The organism is Flavobacterium aquidurense, assembly GCF_031458035.1.
Lineage (GTDB): Bacteria > Bacteroidota > Bacteroidia > Flavobacteriales > Flavobacteriaceae > Flavobacterium > Flavobacterium aquidurense_C.
The window spans coordinates 310,342-336,586 of record NZ_JAVDXR010000004.1; the positions used below are offsets into that span (position 1 = coordinate 310,342).

Here is a 26,245-nt window from a genome sequence, read left to right on the forward strand (position 1 = left end):
ATTTATTTTTCTTCGGTTATAGTGAAAGTTAAAAAGTCTATGGCGTGAAATTGCCCGTCTTCATAAAATGTTTTGTTGGCAATTTCCTGAATTTCTCTTATTGGTAATAATATTGCTGTTCCACTTTTTATCTTAACTTCATCTCCCATTTTTTTTAAACTATAAACTTTTCTATCCATAACTAAGGCACTTGGATAACTTATCATCGAATTGTCAAACGGGTCATAGTATTGGACTCCATTTTGCATGAAGCAAAACGCAGCATTATTTTTTAAATTAATAAATTCAACGATGAAATTACCTTGATTAATTATTAATAGATCTCCAATCATTTTGCGTGTTTCATTCATTTGATGCTATTTTAATTTTGACTGGTATTTTCGCTACTGTTATTTTTTATTTCTTTATCGGTATGAAATTCATGTCCTGATTCACTTCGCGTGATAATTTTATTTTCCGTCGCGACATTTCTTCCTTTTTTAACATCTGAATGAGAATCTCCATCAATATCTGTATGACTGTCACCAACTACATGTAAAAAATTATCTCCAGTTACATTCGTATTCAAAACCCCACCAACAATTGTTGTTTTATTCAAAGTCGCATTTTCTGAAATATGCGTTCCGGCACTATAAGTAATACTTTCAGTAGCTTCAAAAATGATATTCTTGGCACGTATTGTAAAGGTTTCTGGTGTAGTGGCATTTATATTTTTATTCTCCTGATCCAAATGAATTTCATTCCCGCTTGGGTCTGAGAGCCAGATACCCACTTTTTCTATGAATTTGAATAATTGACCGAATCTTAGTTTCCAGCCTTTTATCATATTGTTCGAATCGAAAAACTCCGGTTTTGCCCGTCCGTTATAATGTGAACCGGAAACATACGGTCGTTCTGCATTTCCTCCTTCAAAACTTACCAATACTTCGTCGTCTATTTCGGGTCTGCAATATGAGCCTCGTCCCGGACCAGAATATTGTTGTACTACACGCATCCAGTCACTTTCGGTTCCCCATCCGTTCCAGTAAAACCGAACTTTTACACGGCCCAGTCCTTCGGGGTCGTTGTTCTCGGTTACTTTGGCGGGTTGGGTTTCGGCTACTGCGAATACTTTTACATCTGTATAATGCGGTGCTTCAACATCTGAGGGGATTGCCCTGAACTCACAACGGTAATTTCCATTTACCTCTGAATGATGGATAACTTCAATGGCTAACAAATCATGTCTGACCTCTCCGTTATGAATAACAAAAACCTGACCCACACCAATAGGAAAATAGGAGATTCCGCTGTAAAAAATACTGTTGGCATTACTGCCCGCAGTCTGGAGCCTAATCATTTCGTCTATTTCTTCCTTATTTTGCGCATTATTGGTATAGGTACCAACACTTAAATCTGAATTCGTCACGGCACCCTGATTCCATCCCATCGAGATGGCAAACCTATCCTGACTTCCAGTGGCAGTTCTGGCTGATGAATTTCGAATATTTGCTGCCGAATTATAATCGTAACCTCCTAATGAAATCTTATTCGAAATCAGATTTGCTTCGTATGTAAAATCATGAAGCGACGACCCGCTGATAAGTTCTACTTTGCTGGTTTTTGTCTGCCCAAACTGCATTCGCATCCCATCAAAATAAAGCCATTCACCATTGCGAGCAGCAAGCCGTTTTATAAAAGCAAAACTCGTTTCGTTGTATTGCGGTTTACAGGCAAAAGTTTTGGTAGAAGAAGGCTTGATCGCTTCTCTTTGATAAAACTCCCCGGAACTTTCTTCGGCAAAAATTTCCAGTGCAATTTGCTGAAGGTTTTTGTTCAGGAAAATTCTGGATTTCTCCATATCATCAAGAACAATGGTATGGCTGACACCGGTTACATGTAGTCCAACCGGGCTTCCATTCTTATCAATCGATTTCAGGTTTTCAATAATCCCCTTAGACATTAATCTGATTCCGTTGACTTGGAAGGTAAAAATCACTTCACTTCCTATATATTTGGCAACCGCTTTTGCCTGATCTTCGGGAGGTATTACTGCCCTTCCGGTATACTGCCAGACAAACGAAAAATAGTGATGATCGGCCATTTTTTGTGATAGCTTCAAATCATAATAAATTATATTTTGACTAAAAGAACTGATGGAAATATGAACTTGTTCTGAGAATTTTGACATGATTTTTGATTTTTATTGTTCTATAATAAATCTATCACTATCTCAATTTTATGATAGAACACAATAAGTCTAAAAAATACATTAATAGGACATTTTTTACTTTTGTTAAGAATGAATTTTAAAAACATCAATTAACAAGTACAAACCAACAAGTACTTTTACCTAATTATTAAAACAAAAAAATCTCCAACTTTCCCTAAATTTATCCCCAAATAAATCCCATTTTAGCATTACCAATAAAACACTTCCTTAAAACCTCATTTTAATGAATAAAAATATAAGTGCCCTTTTTGAAATCGCTCAAAAGGAGACCCGAAAAATAATAGGTTTAATGTCCGGCACTTCGCTTGACGGACTTGATATTGCGCTTTGTGCTATTTCTGGTAAGGGCGAAAATACCGCTGTAAAAATTCTGGAATTCGAAACCATCAATTATACAGAAGACATTAAAACCGAAATCCGTAAAGTGTTTGCACAGAAAACCATCGATTTTCAGCATTTGGCTTTATTAAACGAATGGATCGGTCTTTTGCACGCCGGCATGGTCAACGATTGTCTTCAAAAATGGAATATTCCCGCGCACGAAGTCGACTTAATTGCCTCGCACGGACAAACGGTTTTGCATGCTCCGAAGTTTTTGCATCAGCAGGAAAAATTTCCTAATGCGACTTTGCAAATTGGCGATGGCGATCATATTGCCGTAAAAACCGGAATTATAACGTTATCAGATTTCAGGCAAAAACATGTGGCTGGCGGTGGCGAAGGCGCGCCTTTGGCGGTTTATGGCGATTATTTATTGTTCAGCAAAAAAGGCGAAAACCGCATTATGCTCAACATGGGCGGCATCGCTAATTTCACTTATTTGCCCGCTTCCCAAAACGCCAATGAAGTTTTTGTAACCGACACCGGAACTGCAAATACCCTAATCGACATTTATACCAAACAGTTTTTCCCTGAAAAAAGCTACGATAAAGATGCCGAAATCTCCAAAAAAGGAACGGTCAATCAAACGCTTTTAACCGAATTAAAAAGCGATCCTTTCTTTCAAAAAAGCTTCCCAAAAACTATCGGCCAGGAATTATTCAATAAAGATTTTGTCGATTTGGCTTTGGCAAAAACTTGTCTTCAGGATATTTCGGCACCAGATTTGCTTGCGACTTTAACAAGACTAAGCGCAGAAACGATTGCCGAAGCGATATGGTTTGTTGTAAAAAACACGGGAATGCCAATCGAAGAATTTACGGTTTATATGTCGGGCGGTGGCGCGAGTAATCCGCTTTTAGTAAGCTGGTTAAAAGAATTATTGCCTTGCCATTTTGAAAAAAGCGACATTCTCGGGATTTCAGGCGATGCCAAAGAAGCTGTTTTATTTGCACTTTTAGCAAACGAAACAGTTGCCGGCGGAGATTTTAATTTCGGAACAAACAAAGGAATCCCTTCCATTACAATGGGAAAAATTTCTCTCCCGGATTAAAAAAGGGTTTGCCACGAAGGCGCTAGGGCACAAAGTTTTTGTTTGCTGGATGGATTGAAAAATTTCACGCAGATTTTAAAAAGATTTAAGCAGATGAACGCAGATTTATTATAGTTGAATCCAAATTAAATCTGCTTAAATCTGCAGAATCTGCGTGAAATTTAGCCCAATATTTAAAAAAAACTTTGCGCCTTAGTGCCTTCGTGGCAAAAAACCCCGTATAAGAAATTGACATAAATAACGTTAAAATTATAATCTCTGAATTATTTACGATAATCAGCTAAAAAAACTATTTTTGGTTTCTGTTAAAAAAGATTACAATGCATAAAAATCAGTCACTACTTTTCTCTATCATATTCTTACTATTCTTAGGATGGAAATCCAACTCACAGGAAAAATTAATGCATCCTAAAAACGAATTTAGAGGGGTTTGGATTGCATCCGTGGTCAATATAGACTGGCCAAAAACAGCTGCTGATATTGTTGAAAAAGAAAAAGCCGATTATCTTGAGATTTTAAACACGTATAAACAATTAAATTATAATGCTGTAATTGTTCAGATCAGAAGTGTTGGTGATGCTTTTTATCCTTCGGAACTAGCGCCTTGGTCGCGTTTTTTAACGGGTAAAGAAGGTCAGGCTCCAAGTCCGTATTATGATGCATTGGCGTGGATGATTAATGAAGCCCACGCAAGAGGATTTGAATTTCATGCATGGCTGAATCCGTATCGTGCCACTTTCGATTTAAACAAACAACTATTAAGTCCAAATCATGATGTTTTTAAACATCCGGAATGGATGATCGAATACGGCGGAAAAGTATATTACAATCCGGCATTACCTGAAGTTCAGGAACATTTAACAAAAGTCGTAAAAGAAGTTGTCGATAAATACGATATCGACGCCATTCATTTTGATGATTATTTTTACCCATATACCGTTCCCGGAAAAACATTTAATGACGCCGCATCATACAAAAAATATGGCGCGGGTCTAAGCCTTGCCGATTGGCGTCGTGCCAATGTGAACAACTTTGTGCATACTATTTCGACAACTATTAAAGCAAGCAAACCGTGGGTTCAATTCGGAATTAGTCCGTTTGGGGTTTGGCGAAATAAATCACAGGATCCGAAAGGTTCTGAAACACAATCGACTTCAAATTATGATGATTTATATGCCGATCCTATTTTATGGATGGACCAAAAATGGATTGATTATATCCTGCCTCAATTGTATTGGAGCATGAATAATCCGAGAGCATCATATTCTAAATTAGTAAAATGGTGGTCAGAAAACGCAAATGATAATACAGCGCTTTATATTGGTCATGCCACTTATAAAATAAGAGGTGACGGTGACAAAAGCTGGAACTTTGCAAATGAAATTCCGAATCAGGTTGATTATGCCAGAAGCTTCAAAAAAGTGGGCGGAAGCGCTTATTACAGCGCCAAATGGTTCATGAATAAAAATTACGATATCGCACGTCTTTTAGAAGAAAATCAATATAAGTATCCTGCTTTACCAGCTCCAGTTCCGAATTTAAAACATGTTGTTATTGACACTCCGGTTGTCAATGAATATGGAAAAGACAGCACCAAATATTCATTCAATATTAAATCACCATTGAATACCAAAGTACGCTATGTGGTTATTTATGGCGGAGAACATATTTCGAAAGTGGATATTAATGATGCCTCTAAAATAATTGACAAAGTAGCCGTTAATCAGTTTGATGGGACAATTTCATTTTCTGTACCGGCTCAAAAAATGAATCAGTACAAAGCTTGCGCTGTAACATTTATTGACTATTTTGCAAACGAAAGTGTACCTACTTTTATTGACTTAAAAAATACATTTAAAACCTATAGCCCTAATCAACCAAATGAAAACAGATAATAAACCCTGGTTTTGGATTCCGCTTCTAAATTTTGCGTCTGGATTACCTTACGCCGTAATAATCTCGGTTTCGGTAATTATGTACAAAAAACTTGGAATCTCTAATGAAGACATTGGTCTTTATACCAGTTTATTATATCTGCCTTGGGTAATTAAACCACTATGGAGTCCGTTTATTGAATTAATCGGAACTAAAAGAAAATGGTTTTTATCGATGCAATTGCTTATTTCAATTGCCTTCTTGTTAGTCGGTTTTACAATTCCGACCTCCGGTTTTTTCATGATGACCCTCGCTATCTTTTGGGTTGCCGCTTTTGCTTCAGCCTCTAATGATATTGCCAGTGATGGTTTTTATTTATTGGTTTTACCGGAAGATAAACAATCCTTTTTTATTGGAATCAGAAGTACTTTTTACAGAATTGCAATGTTAGCCGGGAACGGACTAATTGTTTTATTGGCAGGATATCTGGAACATAAATACGGAGACAACACTAAAGCCTGGTCGTACACCATGATTGCTGTTGGTTTTTTAATGACTTTCATAACGGTTTACAATTTTTTCTTAACTCCAAAAACCGAAATAAACGCAGGAGAAAAACCTGTGGATGCCAATAAACAAAGTTTTGCAAGCATTTTTGCAAGCTTCTTCAGAAAAAAACAAATTCTTATCATCCTCGCTTTCATCTTATTATTCAGATTAGGAGAATCGCAATTAATTAAAATGCTGACACCATTTTTGATAGATCCAATTAAATATGAATTGGTTGAAATCGGGTCAGATGAAAATCAGACAAAAGCGTTAGAACTATACAATTCAAAAGTAAAGAACGGCGAGCAATTATCAGATTCAGAACTACAATTACTTTATGCTAACCTGCCTATTTTGGTGGAAATGAGAGATGGAAAAAAACCATTGGCAGAAGTAGAAAATAAAGATAAGGCTGAATATAAAAATGCAAATAAGGCCCGAATTACCTTTGTTGATGAATTGATTGCCAATAGAGGAAATCAAAAAACAATCAAAAAAGGGGGAATGGGGCTTGAAACCGAAGACATTGGTTTGATTTACGGAACTTGTGGTTTAATTGCATTGACTTTGGGTGGAATCCTCGGGGGAATTGCGATCTCAAAACAAGGACTGACCAAATGGATGCTTCCAATGATTTTAACCATGCATTTACCTATAATTGGTTTTATTTTGTTGGCGTATTTTCATCCGGCTTCTATTTATTATATCTATGCTGTCGTAATTGTTGAACAATTTGGCTATGGCTTTGGTTTTGCTGCCTTTATGATGTATTTGATTTATGTGGCTGAAGGTGAATCTAAAACTGCCCATTATGCATTGGCAACCGGATTTATGGCAATGGGAATGATGTTGCCGGGTATGGTAAGCGGATATATACAACAATATTTAGGCTACGGAAATTTCTTTATCTGGGTATTTCTGGCTACAATTCCTGGTATTATTTTATCACGATTTTTAATTTTCCCAAAAGATTTTGGAAAAAAATCTGAAGAAGTTTAACCCCAAATCAAACATCTTAAATATGGAATTCAACGAAAATCTGCAGGCCGAACGCAACCTAAAAGGGGCTGAGTTCGAAAAAACAGGAGATTTTGAAAAAGCAATTGAAGTATATGAAGAAAATGTCGCGGAAAGCTTTAAAGGAAATCATCCTTACGATCGATTAGCTACGATCTACAAAAACCAAAATGATATTGAAAACGAAATTCGGGTTCTGGAAAAAGCAATTATTGTTTTTGAAGAAATCACACTAGAAGACCGACTGGAAGGTTTACCGAAACTCTTCCGTTTCAAAAACCGATTAGAAAAAGCAATTGAAACCAAAAAACAACTGGCTAAACAAAAGAAAGCTAAGTTGAAATAAAGCATAAAATTTCACACATTTTATCATGATTACGATCAAAAGAACAAACTCTGACGATACTGATTTCAAAAATCTGGTTGTTTTATTAGACCAGGATTTGGCCATCAGAGACGGAGAAGATCACGCCTTTTACAATCAGTTTAACAAAACCGATAAAATAAAACATGCGATCGTTTTTTATGAAAATGATACTCCCGTTGGCTGTGGTGCGTTTAGGGAAAAAGAATCCGATACGGTCGAAATTAAACGAATGTTTGTTCATCCGGATTTTCGTAAAAAAGGAATTGCATCTTCCGTTCTGGCAGCACTGGAAATTTGGGCAAAAGAAATAGGTTATGCGTACACGATTTTAGAAACAGGAAAAAATCAGCCGGAAGCAATTAATCTATATCAAAAACAAGAGTACACCATTATTCCAAATTATCCTCCTTACGAAAAAGTAGAGAATAGTGTGTGCATGAAAAAGACTTTATGAAACACATAGAAGCATAGGTTTGCTACATAAGTTAGAGAATAAAAAAAAGAAACAAATTTCTTTACACATAGCTTACTCTGTGTCTTTCAACAAGTGAAACGCCTAATTTTACATTAAAAAAAGCTATGTTTCTATGTGTTAAAAATATTTACAACAAACGTTTTTTATAATAATGAAAATGACGACTCAAACATTAAAACAAAAAGTAGGACAATTCTTTTTTCCTGCTGTTTTCATCAACGATAGCGAAGAAAATATTCAGGAAACTGAACGTTTAATAAAAGAACACAACATTGGCGGATTGACTTTTTTTCACAGTCGTGCCAGCGCTGCAACGAATTACGAAAGCAAGAAAAAAGTTGTTTTTAATGATGACAGCTACGAAAAAATCAAAGCTTTAATTATTCGTTACCAAAAGTCGGCCTCTACCCCACTTTTAATCAGCATTGATGCTGAATGGGGTTTAGCCATGCGCATCGAAAAAACACCGCAATATCCGTACGCGATTACGCTGGGTGCTTTGCCGGAAAACAAATCTGATTTGGTTTACGAAGTGGGAAAACAAATTGGTTTAGACTTAAAAGCAGCTGGAATTCATTATAATTTATCGCCTTTGGCAGATATCAATAACAATCCTAATAATCCTGTAATTGGCTATCGTTCTTTTGGCGAAAACAAAGAAAAAGTCACCGATTTTGCCGTAGAATATTTAAACGGAATGTCGGAAGTTGGCGTTTTAGGCTGCCTGAAACACTTTCCCGGACACGGAAATACCAATGTCGATTCGCATTTAGGATTACCGGTTTTAAAGGAAACTTTAGAAGAATTATTAGAAAATGAACTATACCCGTTCATCAAAGGAATCGAAAATAATGTCGACTCTATTATGATTGGACATTTGGCAGTTCCAAGTTTAAATGACGGAAAAGATACATCTGCAACTTTATCAAAAGCAGTTATTCAAACGCTTTTGCGTGAGAAATTAGGTTACAATGGTTTAATTATTTCTGATGCCTTAAACATGCACAGCGTTTCTAAACTATATGAAACCAAAGGAGAATTAGAATGGGTAGCGTTCAACGCCGGAAACGATGTTTTGTGCTTTGCCGAAAATGTTCCGGAAGGAATTGAAGCTATTCTTAAAAATGCTTCACCGGAAAGAATTGAAGAAAGCTTCAACAGAATCATGAAAGCGAAGAAAAAAGTTGGAATCTTATCTGAAAACAACTTTACTTCAGGCGAATTAAACTTCAAAAAAGCAGCCGAACTAAATTTAGAAATCGCTCAGGATTCCATCACAAAAATCATTGACAATTCAAATACAGAATTGGCTTTTGAAGCACAGAAAAACAATCAATTAGCCAAATTGAGTTTGTATAAAAATGTCGAAAATACTTTCTTCCAAACTATAAATTCAAAACTAAAATCTCCGGAATTTGCTTTCGAAAATATAGAAAGTTCTGATATTTCATTAATCAAAAAAGAATTGGATAATTTCGAAACGATTCTTATTTCTTTATTTGTTCCAAAGGCAAAACCAATGAACAATTTCGAAATCAATGATGAAGTTTTAGCATTGCTTTCAGACTTGGTTCAAACCAAAAAATGCATCGTTTACGTTTTCGGAAATCCGTACGTTTTACCTATTATTCCAAATCTTTCTATGGCTTCAGGACTAATTCAGGTGTATCAGGATTTTGAAGAATTTCAAAAAAATGCAGGAATTCAATTTTTAGAAAATAAAACCTGTAACGGAATTCTTCCTGTAAATATTGACCTTCAATAACTTACACAATAATGATTTCAACCCATAACTAAATACTATCACTAAATAAATTTTTATAATTACATCTTATTGTAAGTAACTCTACTTATACCCTACTTTTGCACCACAAATAAATTTTAACTTTAAAACGAAAAATATGTCTTTAGTAGGAAAAAAATTCCCAAGTATTGCAGTAGACGCTATCTCAGAAATGGGTGATAACTTGAAAATCAACATTTTTGAAGAAGCAGTAAATAACAACAAAAAAGTATTATTGTTCTGGTACCCAAAAGATTTCACTTTTGTATGTCCAACTGAATTACACGCCTTTCAAGCTGCATTACCAGAATTTGAAAAAAGAAATACTATCGTAATCGGAGCATCATGCGACACAAACGAAGTACACTTTGCCTGGTTAAATACTCCAAAAAACAACGGTGGAATTGAAGGTGTAACGTACCCAATCTTAGCGGATACAAACCGTAACTTATCTAACATTTTAGGGATTTTAGATATCGATTCTACAGAATACAGCGAAGAAACTGATTCAGTTATCATCGAAGGTTCAAACGTAACTTACAGAGCTACTTACTTAATTGACGAAACTGGAAAAATCTTCCACGAAAGTGTTAACGATATGCCATTAGGGCGTAACGTAAACGAGTACTTACGTATGGTTGACGCTTACACACATATTCAAACTAAAGGTGAAGTTTGTCCTGCAAACTGGGAAGCTGGAAAAGAAGCTATGTCTGCAGACAGATTGAGTACTGCTGAGTACCTTAGTGCAAATTAAGAAAAAATAAATTCCAAATTTTTAAAATTCCAAATTCCAAGTTTTGGGGTTTGGAATTTCTAAATTGGAAATTTCATTTCAAAAAACAATACAATTTCAATATCATTATTCTTTAATCTCAATACTAAGTTTTTGGAATTTGGAGTTTAAAATATTGGAATTTCATTAAAAAATAACATTTCAAAATTTAAAATTTATAAGTTCAATCGTAAAGATTTGGAATTTGGAATTTAAAAAGTTTGGAATTTAAATCAAATGGTATGTTAATCGACTTAAACGAAGATACGTTAGCAGATTTAGTTGCTAAAAACGAAAAAGTAGTAGTACAATATTCAGCTTCATGGTGTGGAAATTGCCGTATTATGAAACCAAAATTCAAAAAATTAGCAACAGAAAATGAAGCTATCACTTTTGTTTTGGTTGATGCTGAAAATTCTCCGGAATCAAGAAAATTAGCTAATGTAAGCAACCTGCCTACTTTCGCTACTTTCGTAAACGGACAATTGGTTGGTGAAACTCAAACCAACAAACAAGAAGTTTTAATCGACCTGGTAAACGCAATCGCTTAATTTAGATTGTTAGACTTGCTTAGATTTTTAGACAACTTAGATGTTGCTAAATTCAAAGAAAGTCTAAGTAGTCTAAGCAAGTCTAAAAATCTAAGAAGTCTAAATTATGAAATTACCCGTAATAAAGCAGTTAACGCAATTTATCGAAGAAAACGATCAGGATTATATCATCGAAACGATTGAAGTTCTGGAAGCTATGTGCGAAATTCCATCCCTAAAAGATGAAGAATTAGATGTAATTGGCGAATTGATTTCCAACATGTATGGTGCGCTTGAAGTACACAAAATGGTAGTTCAGGGCACTGATAAAAAAGAAGCTTTAAACGCGTTCATGAAACGTGTTTTAGGCTCCATCGACAAATAGTCGGCCTCTTTCAAAGAAAAAACAAAAAACAATAAAGCGTTTCTGAATAAGAGACGCTTTTTTTGTGCGCAATCTTGTCATCTCGACGGAGGAGAGATCACACTAGAAGCTCCGCAATCTAAATCATCATTTGGGCGAGACACCATTAGAAAAAGGGGCTATTTCACTTTGCGCTTATTCGCCCCTTTCCCTAATGCTGTCGGGCTATCCGCACTACTTCGGTAGTTAACTCCTATCCCTCTCGCGGAAAAAGAGAATAGAACAAAGAGAAAGTAACCACAAAGTATGTCATCCCGAGGAACGAGGGATCCCCGCAAGTAGCTCGGCACAGTAATTTGACAAAGATAAACACACGCAAAGTCATTGCGAGGAACGAAGCAACCACACAACCAAAATCAAACTTAAAAAATCCTTGAAATACACATACTACATGAGATTGCTTCGTTCCTCGCAATGACAAATCATCACGTTTATAATATAAAATTCCGATTTTTTCGTTACTCTTAAAACTCGCCTAATTGTACTCACAACCCACAACAAATACTTTTAGATTCAAATATTAATCCTTACTTTTGAACCTCATTAATTTAAACAAATATCATGGCTTCAATAACATTAGGAGGAAATCCTATTCATACTTCAGGAGAATTACCAACAGTCGGATCACAACTAGCTGATTTCAAATTAGTACAAAATGATTTATCAATTGCTTCATTAAGTAATTTTGCCGGTAAAAAATTAGTTTTAAATATTTTCCCAAGTATCGATACAGGAACTTGTGCAACTTCTGTTAGAAAATTCAACGAAAGTGCAAGCAACTTAGAAAACACAACTGTACTTTGTATTTCAAGAGATTTGCCATTCGCTCAAAAACGTTTCTGTGGAGCTGAAGGGTTAGAAAACGTGGTAAACTTATCTGATTTCCAAGCTGGAGATTTCGGTAAAACAAACGGTTTAGAAATCGTTGACGGACCATTGGCAGGATTACACTCAAGAGCAATCATTGTAGTTGATGCTAACGGAAAAGTTTTACATACAGAGCAAGTTGCTGAAATTGCAAATGAACCAAATTACGAAGCAGCTTTAGCAGCACTATAATACCTATAAATGGAATTTCAAAAAGACAATACTTTTTTTACAGGCCGGTTAAAAAGCATGACTTATGCTTTTAACGGAGCTGTAAAACTAATTAGAACAGAGCATAGCATTATGGTTCAATTTTCATTGGGAATCATAATGACTATTGCTGGTTTTTATTTTCATATTTCACAAACCGAATGGCTTTGTCAAACATTGGCAATCGGTTTAGTTTTAGCTGTTGAAGGCTTGAATACAGCAGTTGAAAAAATTGCTGATTTTATTCATCCTGATTACAGCAGACGAATCGGTTTTATTAAAGATATTGCGGCTGGAGCAGTATTTTTTGCTGCAATGACTGCAATAGCGATAGGTTTGATTATTTATGTCCCAAAATTTATATAGGCAATACTAAACGCAAGAATGGCAAAAACAACAAAAAAAGAAACTGTAGATAAAAAAAACAACCCAAAAGCCGAGAATTTAAGATCTTGGAGACCTAACAAACAACAACGTTTTGTTATAGGCTGTCTTTTGGTACTATTTTCTGTTGCATTATTAGTTGCATTTATTTCTTTTTATGTCAACGGACAATGGCAGTATGACCAGAGCGCAGTTAGCCAGCTTGGCGATCGTTCTGAAGACGTACAAAACTGGCTCGGAAAATTCGGTGCCTATCTTGCAGATCTGATTGTATATCGAGGTTTCGGTATTGCATCTTTTGTTCTTGTTCGTTTATTTTTCTTAACCGGATTATTTCTGGCATTAGAAATGTCTACCAAAAAACTAAAAAATATTTGGTTCTGGGATTTGTTTGCTATTATTATTATTTCGGTTCTATTTGGATTCTTTGCTACTTCGGCACCAGAATTAGGAGGGACAATTGGCTATGAGCTAAATTCATTCTCACAGGATTACATCGGAAAAACAGGAACTTTATTATCCTTGCTTTTTGGATTAATCGTGTATTTAATTTTCAAAATAAAATTATCTCCGGAAAAAATTCAATCGTATTTTGATTCTACTAAAAAAGAATTTAAATCTGAATTAAGTTCTTTAAATACACCTAAACAACCTGAAAGTGCTTACAATTTAGAAGAATTTGCTATTGAGGAAGATCCTGAAATAGACAATATCCATTTAAAAACTGAGGACACTCAATTCGAAATTAACAAAGAAGCTTTAAAACCAACAATTTCTCATTCATCAGAAATTGATTTGAATCCGGTTTTAAAACCAGTTCAAATGGATATCAAACCAGCAACGGTAACTGCTCCGGTTCATACCGAAGAATTTGTTATTGAGAAAGCGGAAGAAGAAGATATTATTGAAGAAAATCTGGCTTCTCGTCTTGTCGCTGATTTTGGATTATTCGACCCAACTTTGGATTTATCGAATTACAAATTCCCGACCATTGATTTATTAAAAGAATATTCAACTGGCGGAATTACAATCAACCAGGAAGAATTAGAAGAAAATAAAAACAAAATTGTAGATACACTTCGTAACTACAAAATTGAAATTGCACAGATTAAAGCAACGGTTGGTCCATCGGTAACTTTATACGAAATTGTACCGGAGGCCGGAATCAGAATTTCTAAAATTAAGAGTTTAGAAGATGATATCGCTTTGTCATTATCGGCTTTAGGAATCCGTATTATCGCTCCAATTCCTGGGAAAGGAACTATCGGTATCGAGGTTCCGAATAAGAACCCAACTATGGTTTCTATGAAAAGCGTTATTGGATCGGCTAAATTTCAGGAAGCTGAAATGGAACTTCCAATTGCTTTAGGAAAAACTATTTCGAACGAAACTTTTGTTGTCGATTTGGCCAAAATGCCTCACTTATTAATGGCGGGTGCTACAGGACAAGGGAAATCGGTTGGATTGAATGCTGTTTTAACGTCTCTTTTATACAAAAAACATCCAGCTGAAGTAAAATTTGTGTTGGTGGATCCGAAGAAAGTTGAGCTTACACTCTTCAATAAAATCGAAAGACATTATCTAGCCAAACTTCCTGATACTGAAGACGCCATTATTACAGACAATGCCAAAGTAGTCAATACATTAAACTCTCTTTGCGTTGAAATGGATAATCGTTATTCTTTATTAAAAGATGCGATGGTTCGTAATATCAAAGAATACAACGAGAAATTCAGAGCACGAAAATTAAATCCGGAAGCCGGGCATCGATTTTTACCATATATCATTTTGGTTGTCGATGAGTTCGCCGATTTGATTATGACTGCCGGAAAAGAAGTTGAAATTCCGATTGCGCGTCTGGCTCAGTTAGCCCGTGCTATTGGTATTCACTTGATTATTGCAACTCAGCGACCATCTGTAAATGTAATCACAGGTTTGATTAAAGCGAATTTCCCTGCGAGAATTGCTTTTAGAGTAACTTCTAAAATTGACTCAAGAACTATTTTAGACACACAAGGAGCCGATCAGTTAATTGGTCGTGGAGATTTATTATACACAAACGGAAATGATGTAGTTCGTGTTCAGTGTGCTTTTATTGATACTCCTGAGGTTGAAAAAATTACAGATTTTATTGGTTCCCAAAAAGCTTATGCCACGGCTTATTTGCTTCCAGAGTTCGTTGGAGAGGAAACTGGCATTAATCTTGATATGGATATTTCCGAAAGAGATACTTTATTTAGAGAGGCCGCGGAGATTATTGTCAACGCACAACAAGGTTCAGCATCTTTATTGCAAAGAAAATTAAAATTAGGATACAACAGAGCCGGTCGTTTAATCGATCAGCTGGAAGCAGCAGGAATTGTTGGTCCGTTTGAAGGCAGTAAAGCGCGCAGCGTGAATATTTCAGATTTAAGTGCTCTTGATCAATTTTTTAATAATGAACAAAATTAATCCCATCATGAAAACAAAAATTCAAGAAATCAAAAACAATTCTATCACAAACAGAAGTAAAAAATGCTTCAAAATAGCAGTTTTATTTCTTTTGAGCTTAGGTTCTATTCAAGCTCAGGATAAAAAAGCCAAGGATTTATTGAACGAAGTAACGGCTAAAATCAAAAGCTATGACAATATTGTTATTGATTTCAAGTATTCTTTAAACAATTCTAAAGAAAACATTAATCAGGACAGTAAAGGAAATGTTACTATGAAAGGAAATCAATACGTATTGAATTTTATGGGCGTTACTAAAATATTCGATGGACAAAAAACATATACTATTGTTCCTGAAGACGAAGAAGTTACTATTTCTAAAGTAAATGAGAAAGACGATAACGCTATCACACCTTCAAAAATGCTGACTTTCTTTAATTCCGGATACAAATACAACATGGATATTGTTCAAAACGTTAAAGGAAGAAAAATTCAATACATCAAATTAGCACCGGTAAATACAAAAGATCAAAGAAAAGAAATCTTACTAGGCATTGACGTGCAGACAAAACACATCTATAATTTGATTGAAACTGGTAAAAACGGAACAAAAACTACTTTAACCGTTAATTCTTTTAAAACCAATCAGCCTTTATCAAAAAATCAATTTACCTTTGTAGCGAGCAAATATCCAAAATACTACATCAATAAATTAGACTAATTACAAGGTTGAAAATTTTAGACAAATACTTACTAAAAACATTCCTGATTACATTTACTACGGTATTTGTAATCCTTTTTTTTATATTCATACTTCAAACCGTCTGGCTTTTTATCTCTGAACTCGCAGGTAAAGATCTGGATTTGATATTGGTTGTAAAATTCCTTCTTTTCTCAATGCCACGTATTATCCCGTTAGTTTTGCCTTTATCGGTTTTACTGGCGTCGATTATGACTTTCGGAAATTTGGCAGAGAATTATGAATTTGCCGCTATGAAGTCTTCAGGGATATCACTTCAAAGAGCAATGCGTGTTTTGATTGTTTTTATCTTCGTGTTAAGCATTGTAGCATTCTGGTTTGCCAATAACGTGATCCCATACGCTGAATATAAATTTGTCAATTTCCGAAAAAACATTGCTCAGGCTAAACCGGCTATGGCTATTGCCGAAGGGCAGTTTAACGATGTAGGATTTTACAACATTAAAGTAAATAAAAAGTCGGGCGAAAATGGAAACATATTAACTGGCGTTACCATTCATGAAAAACCAAATAATGTCGGCGAAAATAAAACCGTTATCAAAGCTAAGAATGGTAAATTAATCAGCAATGAAAAATCAAGTATCTTAAAATTGGTATTAAATGATGGTTATTATTATCAGGATGTTACACCAAAAAAATATGAAGATCGAGCGAAATTGCCGTTTGTAAAAGCCGCATTTAAAAAACAAATTATCAATATTGATTTATCGGAATTAAACAAAGTTGATGATGATCAGCAAAGTATTAGCAGTACAAACGGAATGCTGAACGTAAATGAATTACGTTATACTTTGGACTCCTTAAATAAAAATCTGAATAATGAAATAGTATCATTTTCAGAGAATATTAATCAGCGAGTTGGTATTAAAAAACAACCTGTATTTCCAAAAACAGATAAAAAGAAAAAACCACTTCCGAACGATATTTTATCCCTTTATACCAATAAACAAAAATCGGATATCCTGAAAATGGCTAGCAGCAATGTTACCAGCAATACCTATTCTATTGAATCAACTCAAAAAGAATTAAAAGACAAACAAAGAGAAATTAACAAACACCTTAGTGCCTTATACGAAAAGTTTGTCATCGCTTTTGCCTGTTTCTTAATGTTTTTTATTGGAGCTCCACTAGGTGCTATTATCCGTAAAGGAGGATTAGGCTTACCGATTGTCTTTGCCGTATTAATTTTTATTACTTTTCATTTCATCAATACTTTTGGAAAAAGGCTTTCGCAAGAAGGCGGAATGAGTCCGTTTTTAGGATCGTGGATGTCTTCATTTATCTTACTTCCATTGGCTGTTTTGTTAACCTATCGTGCTACAAATGACAATGGATTAATAAACTTTGATGCAATCACAACTCCGATATCACAACTATTTCAAAAAATTTCCGAGCGGTTTTTTCCTGCTCAAAATCAACAATAATTATGTCAACAACAAAAATACAACTGAATACCATTGAGGAAGCTATAGAAGATATTCGTCAAGGTAAAATCATCATTGTAGTCGATGATGAAGATCGTGAAAATGAAGGTGATTTTTTAGCAGCAGCAGAAAAAGTAACTCCGGAAATGATCAATTTCATGGCGACTCACGGACGTGGATTAATTTGCACACCGCTTACTGAAAGCCGTTGCAAAGAGCTTGATTTACGTGCAATGGTTACTAATAATACGGATCATATGGAAACTGCTTTTACAGTTTCTATAGATTTGAAAGGACATGGTGTTACGACTGGAATTTCAGCGGCAGACAGAGCAAAAACTGTTCAGGCTTTAGTTGATGGCAATACAAAACCACATGATTTAGCACGCCCTGGACACATTTTTCCATTAATCGCTAAACAAGGTGGTGTTTTAAGAAGAACTGGCCATACAGAAGCCGCAATTGATTTTGCGAGATTAGCCGGATTTAAATCAGCTGGTGTGATCTGCGAAATTCTAAATGAAGACGGAACTATGTCTCGTTTGCCTGAATTGGTGAAAGTAGCTAAGAAATTTGATTTAAAACTTGTTTCGATTGAAGATCTTGTTGCTTATAGAATGCAACACGATAGTTTAATTGTCAAAAAAGAAGATTTTGATATTGAAACCCGCTTTGGAACTTTCAGATTGAGAGCATACGAACAAACAACAAACAAGCAAATTCATATTGCTTTAACAAAAGGGACCTGGAATCTTGGAGAACCAATCTTAACCAGAATTCACTCTTCTCAGGTAAACAATGATTTATTAGGAACTTTAACTAACAATGCTGAACAACAGTTAGATGGTATGTTTAAAGTTATTAATGAAAACGGAAAAGGTGCTGTAGTTTTTATCAATCAGGATATGCAGGCCGTAAATCTATTGAGCCGTATTACTGAACTTAAAAATTTACAGTCAGAAGGTACAATGAAAGCTCCAAAAGTAATAATTGATAGTAAAGATTACGGAATTGGAGCTCAAATTTTACACGATATTGACATTTCAAAAATTAGATTAGTATCAAATACAGAGCAGACAAAACGTGTGGGAATGATTGGATATGGACTTGAAATCACCGAATATGTAAATTATTAATATGGGGACCTTAGAAGAACGAATTACAAAATCTGAGACTCATATATTTAAAGCAGTTTTTCCAAGTACGACAAATCATTATGATACTTTATTTGGAGGAACCGCACTTCATCTTATGGATGAAGTAGCTTTTATTTGTGCAACACGATTCAGCCGAAAGAAAGTTGTAACGATTTCAACCGGACAAATTGATTTTAAAAAAGCAATTCCGGCTGGTACATTAATAGAATTAGTTGCAAAAGTAATTAGTGTTGGAAGAACAAGCTGTAAAATTCATGTTGACATTTTCATGGAACAAATGTATTCAGAACTTCGCGAAACCGTAGTTTCAGGAACTTTTTCGTTTGTTGCTGTCGATGAAAACAAAAAACCAGTGCCTATTTTGGATTAAAAACGTTAAGTAACCCAAAATTGTTCACAAAATAAATACTGATTATGAATGACTTAAAAATTAATTTAAAATAATCCGTAAAAAAGCTTTGAAAAAGTTTTGAGAACCGAAAAAGGGTCTTATATTTGCACTCGCAATCAGCAAATGATCGCAACATACTGGAGAAATGGCAGAGCGGTCGAATGCGGCAGTCTTGAAAACTGTTGACTGTAACAGGTCCGGGGGTTCGAATCCCTCTTTCTCCGCCAGTAGAAGTTTCAAAAGAAACTTTAAAAGTCAAAAGCCTTTAAACATCACTGTTTAAAGGCTTTTTCTTTTTTGGCATACCTTCAAAAAGCACATGTTATGGCAAAGCACGGTACACTATTTAGTACACTATTTTTTTTTTAGGGTTTTTGGTCCTGAAAATAGTGTACTAAATTGAAGAATTCCCTAGGGAATTCCCTGTAAACAAAGGTGTGTCTCGAGTTTTTTAAATCAATTTGATATTAATTTAAAAACAAGAAAACATGTTAAAAGTAATTTTTTACCTCAAAACTGAACAAGCAGACAAAAATGGAGAATTTTCCATTTTTGCACGAATCACTTACAACACAAAGAGAATCACTTTAAGCACAGGAAAAGCAATCTCAAAAGAAAGATGGGCTTATACCAACAACCTGAGAAATGTCTTAAAACTGGAAAAAGAAAAAGTGCTTAAAAATTATCTTGACTTATACCGACTTAATGTAGAGAAAAAATTCAATAAGCTCTTTAATTTAGATTCAGAGGTATCGTTGGATTTATTGAAAGCAGAGCTCAGCGGAAAAGCAGAAATTAAAACGAAGCAGATCACCATAATTGAGATTATGCAAAAACATAATAAACATTTCAAGAAAATGGTTCTTGCAGGGGAGAGATCGTCAGCCTCATTTCAAAAATATGAAAGAGCATCTAACCTACTGTCTGTTTTTATTAAAAAACACTACGGAAACGATGACATGGTAATAGAGGATATTTCGAGTGCATTTGTCTTTAGCCTGGAAGAATACCTTAAATACGAAAGTAGCTATAAAGGTCAGATCGGAATTAAAAATAATTCTGTTGTAAAATATATGAAGATGTACAAAACCGCCTGCAATTACTGCTTTAGAATGGATTTGATTCAAAAGAACCCTTTCAATATTTATAACGGAAAACTAAACGTCACTGATGCAATCTTTCTATCACAACAGGAATTAAACAAAATTACAGATAAGCCGATTTTTATTGAGAGACTGCAGAAAGTTAGGGATATATTTCTGTTCTGTTGTTACACGGGTTATGCTCCAGTAGATGCAATAAGTTTAACCAAAGCGAACTTGTCCGAAGATAACAATGGTAATCTTTGGATTATGGCAAACAGAACAAAGACTACGATAAGAGAAAATGTGCCTGTACTGCCTCCTGCCCTTGCTATTATTAACAAATATAAAAATAAGCAAACATTCCTACTTCCACAGATTTCGAATCAGAAAATGAACGCCTATTTAAAAGAGATAGCAGACATCTGTGATATCGATAAACATCTCACATGGTATGTTTCAAGACATACCTTTGGTACTACTGTAACATTGGGTAATGGCGTGCGACTTGAGCATGTTTCATCGATGATGGGTCACACCAACATCAAACAGACACAGCATTACGCAAAAGTTTTAGATGTTAACGTAATGGATGATATGAATAAACTTAAAGATAAATTTCAATAAGGTTAGGCATTACAAATTTTACTTTGATTCATGGATGTAACTACTTTTATTATTTCTCTGCAAAATCTTGTAAAATAGGAAACAAAAAACTCGCTCATATTATTATGAGCGAGTTTTTATGCTTTATTATCCGAATTGCAATACTTATTAATTTGTTGTAAAGTAAAACTTAATCTTGTAAAATAATCATTGATAATGTCGGGCAGAATCTCATTCAATTTTGTGTCGACTGTGTAAAACCTCTTTCTATTTATGTAAGTCTCTATAATACCGTTAGAAAAATCAGGAAGTAATATAAATTTTTCTACAATCTTATTTGCTTCAACACGCTGATAAACTTTTGGCAGGCTGTCAATAGAAGCATTATGAATAATTTCATTTCGTAAAAATTCAATCATTTTTCTAGTATCTGTCCTCTCAAAGAGTGTATTTTTCATTTCGTGAAATGTTGTCTTTTTAGCATATCCCAAAACAGTTTCTTTTGATTTAAGCTTTGGATAAGAAGTGAAATCTGTCTGTAATGCTTCAACTTCATGTGCAATTTTAGTAATGAAGTCCAACATACTGTATAAACAAATAAAAATACGATTGACCAGCGAAGTTATATTCGCAACTACTCCTCCTGAAGAATATTGAATTCCATCTTCATTAATAAATCTATTCTCTATGACTGAAAAACTATTTATATTTAGTTGTTTATAAAATTCTCCAACTGCAAATTTTGTTTCAACCATACAATTTTGAAGAGTTCCTATTACATTATCAATATCAAAGAAGTACAACATTTTGTAGAGGGTTTCTTTATCAGGATATTGAAGAACAAACTCTTCAAATTCTTTTTTTGATATTCTAACGTCAGCATCTATACCTGCCTGAGCGACAAAGTAGTAAATTGGATGTTCCACAATTCTGTAATATTCCTGAGCGGATCCAAATATTTTAATGGCCAGCAAGGTCCTTAATTCAAAGCACATGGATTCAATTTCAGAAACCTTTTCACCTCCACGATAAATAAAATTATCTAATTGCTCTTGTACAACATAAAATCCCTCTTTTGCTGTAATATTCTTTAGCTCTACCTCCTCAGGAATTCCATTGATGTTGTAAATTGTCATTTTAATAGCTTTATGTATTTCACTTTTATGCTTTACATGGTGACTCCAAAAAGCCATATATAGAAGCCAATCTATTACATATATAACGAACAAAGGTAAAGAGAATGTTTCTGAAATTATAATTCATACTAGTTAGTATTTTTATTTCTTTCGATTTATACAAATCATTCGAGTCTGCCATTCAAAAATAATAGAAGGCCTATATCAATTGGAATAGACCTTTATCTTTAATAAACAACTAAACCTCTCTGGAAAATAATTTTCTAATATATTTAACTGTATTCTTTTTTTTCTCCAATAAATAATCCTAATTTATAAAAACTAATAATGAAGTTTCAACGTAATTCTTAATTTCTTTGTTAGTCTTCAGGGGTTCCATCTTCTGAGAATCTTCTTCCAATCTTATTTGTTTTACTTCCAACAATAATTTCTTTGTTTTTAAAATCAATAAGATCCTCCGGGTTTCGAATGACCGGATCAAAAATTAAATCCACTATATAACCCAAATCAAAATCTTGACCATGAAGGTTTATTACCGTTTTCTTTTTATCACTCATAGCCAAAGCTTTTTCAATTCCTTCAATATTCTTTAAAACCTCAATTTCATTCTCTTCAACAGTAGTAATACTAACTCCTTCAAATTCATAGAATAAAGTCTGATTATTCATTTTTGCCTGTATTAATTTTACTCGCTCAGGAAATGCCTGCTGAAGATTTATACCTGAAAATTTTATATTGAAATATTTCTCAATCTTTCTTAGATTAGCAAAATACTGTTGTAAGCCATCAGCATTGAAAGCGTTCTTTTCAAAAGGCAGAGGAAACTGCGCTGAATTAAAAAATAATTTTCCTTCTTTAAAAATTTTGAATGGTATATTATTCGCTATCCTAGATAAAATCTCATAGAACTTTAAGCCTTGGTTTACAGATTTAATGTCTTCAGGAGGAAATATCTCCATATTAAATTTATTTTTATCTTCTATTGAATCAAAGAATAACTTTATCATAACAACAAAACCGTCAACAACGATTTTTATGTGACTTTGATCTTCAGCAGGTTTTATAACGGTAAATACAAACGGGTAATCATGTACTTCAAAATCGTCATCAAATTCAATGTTAATATTGAAATCAAAATTAGGTCGCTTCTGTAGCGTCATTTTTGAAATACTATCTTGATTTAGTATGCGGAGATCTTTCATAATAAAACTCAGTTCTTTAAGTACATCACTTTCAAGGCAGATCTCGTCAAAACTTTTATTGTCTAAAAACTGGAAAAATTGATCTTTTTTTTCACCTTCAAGTGTAAGTTTTAGATCAATTTTATAGGCCTTATTTGAATCCAGGGATTTGACATGACCAATATCAATTCCCTTTTCACCTTTTTTTAACTCTATACTAAGCTGTCTTTCTTTTGCAAAATTCAGTGCTGTGTCTGCTTTGCCGATTCCTTTAGCCAGATCCGGTAAAAAATTATGTCTGATATCTGTATCGATTTCTTTAATTAAATCCTCACCCGTAGATTGAATGTGTTTTATATTATGCTTTTGTAAAAAACCTTGTTTTACCCTATCAAGTGAAGGTGCAACGAAATACATCTCTTTTTTGTAATCTCCCAGTTGATGTATTATTTTTTTAATCATATCCTGAACATTGATATCCTCAAGTGAATATCCAACAAATAATATATTATTTGATGCTAGCCTGTCTTTTACCGCATTCCAAAACACAGTGTTTTCACTTTGTTGTGAAAAATAATTTAGATAATCAGAACTGGTTAAAATAATGTTTTCTATATCCGTAAAATCAGAATGGATTTTAAACAGCATTTGCGCATTTTTATCTGCATTTACATAATCAATACTAGTCCTTATCACTTCAATCCTATCGTTTTCCGACTCAATTAAAGTATCATAATTAGTGGTTATGATAGTTTTAAAATGCGGAATTCCTGCAAGAATTTTATGAGCTTCTGCCGGTGTATTTTTTTTGCGAAATTCTTTTTTTAAAGTTTCAATTAGATAACTTTTGTTTCCTTTAATCAATAAAATATCTTCACAAAGTTTTGGCAGATTAAATGTAGGTTCAATATCTTCTCTAATATCATCAGACAAATTTTTATATAGTATGTCTGCCAATTCTCCTCCAGAGGGATACCCAGCATATCTTGACATACCTGCTCCGGCGAATAATACTACTTCCTCTTTTCTTATTAATTCAAAAATTCTCTTACTTGCCATACTCCTTTATCTGGTTGAGTTAGTTTTATTTTTATTATTGACACCTTCTTAACTATCAAAGATAAGCGAAAAGCATGCAATAATAAAGCTTCACTTAAATGTCCATTTAACTGTTAAGTCCGAATTTTTAGTCGATCTGCTAGAAACAAATATATAATTTACTCATGAAAAAAAGCTAAAGATTCCTATTGCTGGCGATCTTTAGCTTTTCTTAATAGTATAAAAAACTATCTTTTGTTTTCACTAAGTTTTTTTTCAATTATTAGTGCATCATATAAAAATATATCTCCCAGTTTGGTGAAGGGAAGAATTCCTGTCTGTCTGTATTTTACGATTGTATTGCTGGACAGACCAAATATTTTTTTTAGATCTTCGTTTCTGTAATAGACCGGTCTGATATTTTCACCGCTTATCTTTGAGTCAATCTTTTCCAGTCTCAAAATTACTGGTTCGATCAACTGTTCAACTTTCATCGTAAAAGAAAGTATTTTTTCTTCTCTGCTCCTTCTCATCAGTAATGTTATTTAATTTAAACACTTTGATTTCCCATATCCTTACCAATTTTCCAGCCGTTGTTTTCTACACTGCATTCTTGTAATAAATTCTTCTAAGAATTTAATTTGTTTCTCTCTATAACTATAACCTTTAGATTCTGAAAATTGCTTACTAATTGACTTTATAGCGATCTGAGAACCATGATCTCCGGCATATGAAAAATTATCAATAACAAAATGCTGAAATTCACTTCGATTGTTACTGGTGTTTTCCAAATCAAAAAACAAAAGCCCTTCATCCAATAAAATATAAAAAAAATGAGCAAGCTCAGCCTTAGTATAACATGACTTGCATCTTTGCTTTGAAAAACCTGGTTTTAAAATCCGAACATTATAATCTTTATTATTCACTTTAATAGTGTTTTCTAAAAATTTTAGCCGGCTTTCCAGATTTAAGAATTCTTCCAGGGATTTAAACATTTTAGCCTTTTTCATAAAACGTGATTTTTAGTCCCTATTTATTCCAAATGAAAATATACTTTGCTTCGTTTATTTTTATTTTTTGTAGGCAGATAAATTACATACCCGTAAGCATCTAGCTCCCGCATGCATTTATGATAGGTCTTAGGAGAAGCTATTTTAGCGATATTTTGAATTTCAATACTGTATGCCTGAATTGGATTTATAAAACCCTTATCATTTCGAAACTGAACAAGCGCAGCAAATATTGCTATATGGGTTGTACTGATCCTGAAGTCTTTTTCAATAGCAAGAAAAAAAGCTGATAAGGGCTGTATATTATCCATTACATCTAGATTGAATTACCTTGTTTCTTTTTTTTTGCATTCTGTTTAGGTCCTGATTCAGGAGCATTAGAATCAATATCTTGCTTCTGTTTTAAATCCTTACCTGAAGATTTTGTTTCTGTCTCGTTTTTCTTTTGATCTTTACTCTCTCTATCATTAATCCTTTGCATTGCATTATCATAGACATTGACTGTTTTGAAATGAGGATTTGCTTCAACAAATTGCTTTTTTTCCTCCGAGCCAATTATAAAGGTTACCGATTGAATATTTCCTTTTTTTAGCGAGTTCATTAAATCCTCCTTGTACTTTGGGGTTTCCAATTCTTTAATAGAATGTTTTGCAAGGCTTGCTTCCAGATCATAGCCATAATTCTGATGATAATGATTTAGTTTGAAATTACCCTTGTCATCTGCTGCTTCTTTGAAGTCCATCTTTATCCAGCAATTATAAACTTCACCCTCTTTGTTTTTTAAATCCTTATTAACAGCCCTGCCTTCCATTAAATTGTAGGCTTCCTTAGCGGTAATATTGTTTTCCCTGTTAATATAAAAGGTTTGGGATAATGCTTCCGACTGTCCCTCTCTTTGAATCTTCATATCATAGGAATTAAAAAAGTACATATCAGTCTGATCTGACTTTTTAAAATTCAATACAGCGGATGCTGTATCATTGCCATATTTTACTTCATGATCCAGCTTAAATTCTGGATTTCCTTTGGCAATATTTTCTCTTAATACATTTTCCATGGCATCGCCAAATCCAGTATATTTTAACTGCTCTTTCAAGTATTCTACATTTTTCTCGTTCATGATTTCTATT

Annotated in this window: 25 protein-coding genes and 1 tRNA gene; 18 read left to right on the plus strand and 8 right to left on the minus strand. The window is 34.0% G+C overall.

All coding sequences use genetic code 11. From position 1 onward, the window contains the following. Positions 1-2 precede the first annotated feature (2 nt). Together J2X17_RS08840 and J2X17_RS08845 are read right to left on the minus strand one after the other, a co-directional pair. Entirely contained in the window at positions 3-350 is a 348-nt protein-coding gene (locus J2X17_RS08840) for a hypothetical protein (RefSeq protein ID WP_310296638.1), read from the minus strand. An 11-nt stretch (positions 351-361) separates the two neighbouring features. Then, entirely contained in the window at positions 362-2,170 is a 1,809-nt protein-coding gene (locus tag J2X17_RS08845; protein WP_310296640.1) for a type VI secretion system Vgr family protein, read from the minus strand. Positions 2,171-2,435: 265 nt separating this feature from the next. Here J2X17_RS08845 and J2X17_RS08850 point away from each other — a divergent pair, with 265 nt between their 5' ends. From J2X17_RS08850 to J2X17_RS08935, 18 genes are all read left to right on the plus strand, one after another. Then, the gene (locus J2X17_RS08850) at positions 2,436-3,644 is read left to right on the plus strand and encodes an anhydro-N-acetylmuramic acid kinase (protein ID WP_310296643.1); all 1,209 of its coding nucleotides are present in this window, start codon (positions 2,436-2,438) and stop codon (positions 3,642-3,644) included. A 320-nt stretch (positions 3,645-3,964) separates the two neighbouring features. After that, positions 3,965-5,539, plus strand: coding sequence for a glycoside hydrolase family 10-like protein (locus J2X17_RS08855; RefSeq protein WP_310296644.1), 1,575 nt, complete (start codon positions 3,965-3,967; stop codon positions 5,537-5,539). Next, complete coding sequence (locus tag J2X17_RS08860; protein ID WP_310296646.1) at positions 5,526-7,067, plus strand: MFS transporter; 1,542 nt, start codon at positions 5,526-5,528, stop codon at positions 7,065-7,067. The genes J2X17_RS08855 and J2X17_RS08860 overlap by 14 nt, the downstream gene beginning before the upstream one ends. Before the next feature lie 22 nt (positions 7,068-7,089). Beyond that, positions 7,090-7,431 carry a tetratricopeptide repeat protein gene (locus J2X17_RS08865; protein WP_310296648.1) on the plus strand — a complete coding sequence of 114 codons (342 nt, stop codon included), beginning with the start codon at positions 7,090-7,092 and terminating at the stop codon, positions 7,429-7,431. A 25-nt stretch (positions 7,432-7,456) separates the two neighbouring features. Continuing rightward, positions 7,457-7,906 carry a GNAT family N-acetyltransferase gene (locus tag J2X17_RS08870; RefSeq protein ID WP_310296650.1) on the plus strand — a complete coding sequence of 150 codons (450 nt, stop codon included), beginning with the start codon at positions 7,457-7,459 and terminating at the stop codon, positions 7,904-7,906. 172 nt (positions 7,907-8,078) lie between these two features. Further along, positions 8,079-9,692 carry a glycoside hydrolase family 3 protein gene (locus J2X17_RS08875; RefSeq protein WP_310296651.1) on the plus strand — a complete coding sequence of 538 codons (1,614 nt, stop codon included), beginning with the start codon at positions 8,079-8,081 and terminating at the stop codon, positions 9,690-9,692. Positions 9,693-9,828: 136 nt separating this feature from the next. Continuing rightward, the gene (locus J2X17_RS08880; protein WP_026985957.1) at positions 9,829-10,467 is read left to right on the plus strand and encodes a peroxiredoxin; all 639 of its coding nucleotides are present in this window, start codon (positions 9,829-9,831) and stop codon (positions 10,465-10,467) included. Between the two features lie 260 nt (positions 10,468-10,727). Continuing rightward, complete coding sequence (locus J2X17_RS08885) at positions 10,728-11,036, plus strand: thioredoxin family protein (RefSeq protein WP_007805605.1); 309 nt, start codon at positions 10,728-10,730, stop codon at positions 11,034-11,036. Between the two features lie 106 nt (positions 11,037-11,142). Then, entirely contained in the window at positions 11,143-11,400 is a 258-nt protein-coding gene (locus J2X17_RS08890; protein ID WP_310296655.1) for a DUF6952 family protein, read from the plus strand. Between the two features lie 600 nt (positions 11,401-12,000). Beyond that, positions 12,001-12,498, plus strand: a complete 498-nt coding sequence (tpx, locus tag J2X17_RS08895; RefSeq protein WP_310296657.1) for a thiol peroxidase — start codon at positions 12,001-12,003, stop codon at positions 12,496-12,498. A 9-nt stretch (positions 12,499-12,507) separates the two neighbouring features. Further along, entirely contained in the window at positions 12,508-12,882 is a 375-nt protein-coding gene (locus J2X17_RS08900; RefSeq protein WP_310296659.1) for a diacylglycerol kinase, read from the plus strand. An 18-nt stretch (positions 12,883-12,900) separates the two neighbouring features. Next, complete coding sequence (locus J2X17_RS08905) at positions 12,901-15,351, plus strand: DNA translocase FtsK (RefSeq protein ID WP_310296661.1); 2,451 nt, start codon at positions 12,901-12,903, stop codon at positions 15,349-15,351. A gap of 7 nt (positions 15,352-15,358) precedes the next feature. Next, on the plus strand, positions 15,359-16,051 hold the full coding sequence (gene lolA1 / locus J2X17_RS08910; RefSeq protein WP_310296662.1) for an outer membrane lipoprotein periplasmic chaperone LolA1: 693 nt from the start codon (positions 15,359-15,361) through the stop codon (positions 16,049-16,051). An 8-nt stretch (positions 16,052-16,059) separates the two neighbouring features. After that, positions 16,060-17,514, plus strand: a complete 1,455-nt coding sequence (locus J2X17_RS08915) for an LptF/LptG family permease (RefSeq protein WP_310296663.1) — start codon at positions 16,060-16,062, stop codon at positions 17,512-17,514. 2 nt (positions 17,515-17,516) lie between these two features. Continuing rightward, positions 17,517-18,650, plus strand: a complete 1,134-nt coding sequence (gene ribB / locus J2X17_RS08920; RefSeq protein ID WP_310296665.1) for a 3,4-dihydroxy-2-butanone-4-phosphate synthase — start codon at positions 17,517-17,519, stop codon at positions 18,648-18,650. A 1-nt stretch (position 18,651) separates the two neighbouring features. After that, a complete protein-coding gene (locus J2X17_RS08925) occupies positions 18,652-19,041 on the plus strand; it encodes an acyl-CoA thioesterase (RefSeq protein WP_310296667.1) in 390 nt (129 codons plus the stop codon). Positions 19,042-19,201: 160 nt separating this feature from the next. Continuing rightward, positions 19,202-19,289: transfer RNA gene (locus J2X17_RS08930), tRNA-Ser, on the plus strand. A 261-nt stretch (positions 19,290-19,550) separates the two neighbouring features. Beyond that, on the plus strand, positions 19,551-20,771 hold the full coding sequence (locus J2X17_RS08935) for a site-specific integrase (protein WP_310296669.1): 1,221 nt from the start codon (positions 19,551-19,553) through the stop codon (positions 20,769-20,771). A gap of 116 nt (positions 20,772-20,887) precedes the next feature. On the opposite strand, the gene J2X17_RS08940 is transcribed toward J2X17_RS08935, so the two are convergent. From J2X17_RS08940 to J2X17_RS08965, 6 genes are all read right to left on the minus strand, one after another. Further along, positions 20,888-21,886 carry a hypothetical protein gene (locus J2X17_RS08940; RefSeq protein WP_310296671.1) on the minus strand — a complete coding sequence of 333 codons (999 nt, stop codon included), beginning with the start codon at positions 21,884-21,886 and terminating at the stop codon, positions 20,888-20,890. Positions 21,887-22,245: 359 nt separating this feature from the next. Continuing rightward, the gene (locus J2X17_RS08945; RefSeq protein WP_310296673.1) at positions 22,246-24,126 is read right to left on the minus strand and encodes an SIR2 family protein; all 1,881 of its coding nucleotides are present in this window, start codon (positions 24,124-24,126) and stop codon (positions 22,246-22,248) included. A gap of 227 nt (positions 24,127-24,353) precedes the next feature. After that, positions 24,354-24,638, minus strand: coding sequence for a DNA-binding protein (locus J2X17_RS08950; protein WP_310296674.1), 285 nt, complete (start codon positions 24,636-24,638; stop codon positions 24,354-24,356). A 42-nt stretch (positions 24,639-24,680) separates the two neighbouring features. Continuing rightward, complete coding sequence (locus J2X17_RS08955) at positions 24,681-25,115, minus strand: hypothetical protein (protein WP_310296676.1); 435 nt, start codon at positions 25,113-25,115, stop codon at positions 24,681-24,683. Positions 25,116-25,138: 23 nt separating this feature from the next. After that, positions 25,139-25,426, minus strand: a complete 288-nt coding sequence (locus J2X17_RS08960) for a hypothetical protein (protein ID WP_310296679.1) — start codon at positions 25,424-25,426, stop codon at positions 25,139-25,141. 5 nt (positions 25,427-25,431) lie between these two features. Next, on the minus strand, positions 25,432-26,235 hold the full coding sequence (locus J2X17_RS08965; protein ID WP_310296681.1) for a hypothetical protein: 804 nt from the start codon (positions 26,233-26,235) through the stop codon (positions 25,432-25,434). Between the last annotated feature and the right edge of the window lie 10 nt (positions 26,236-26,245).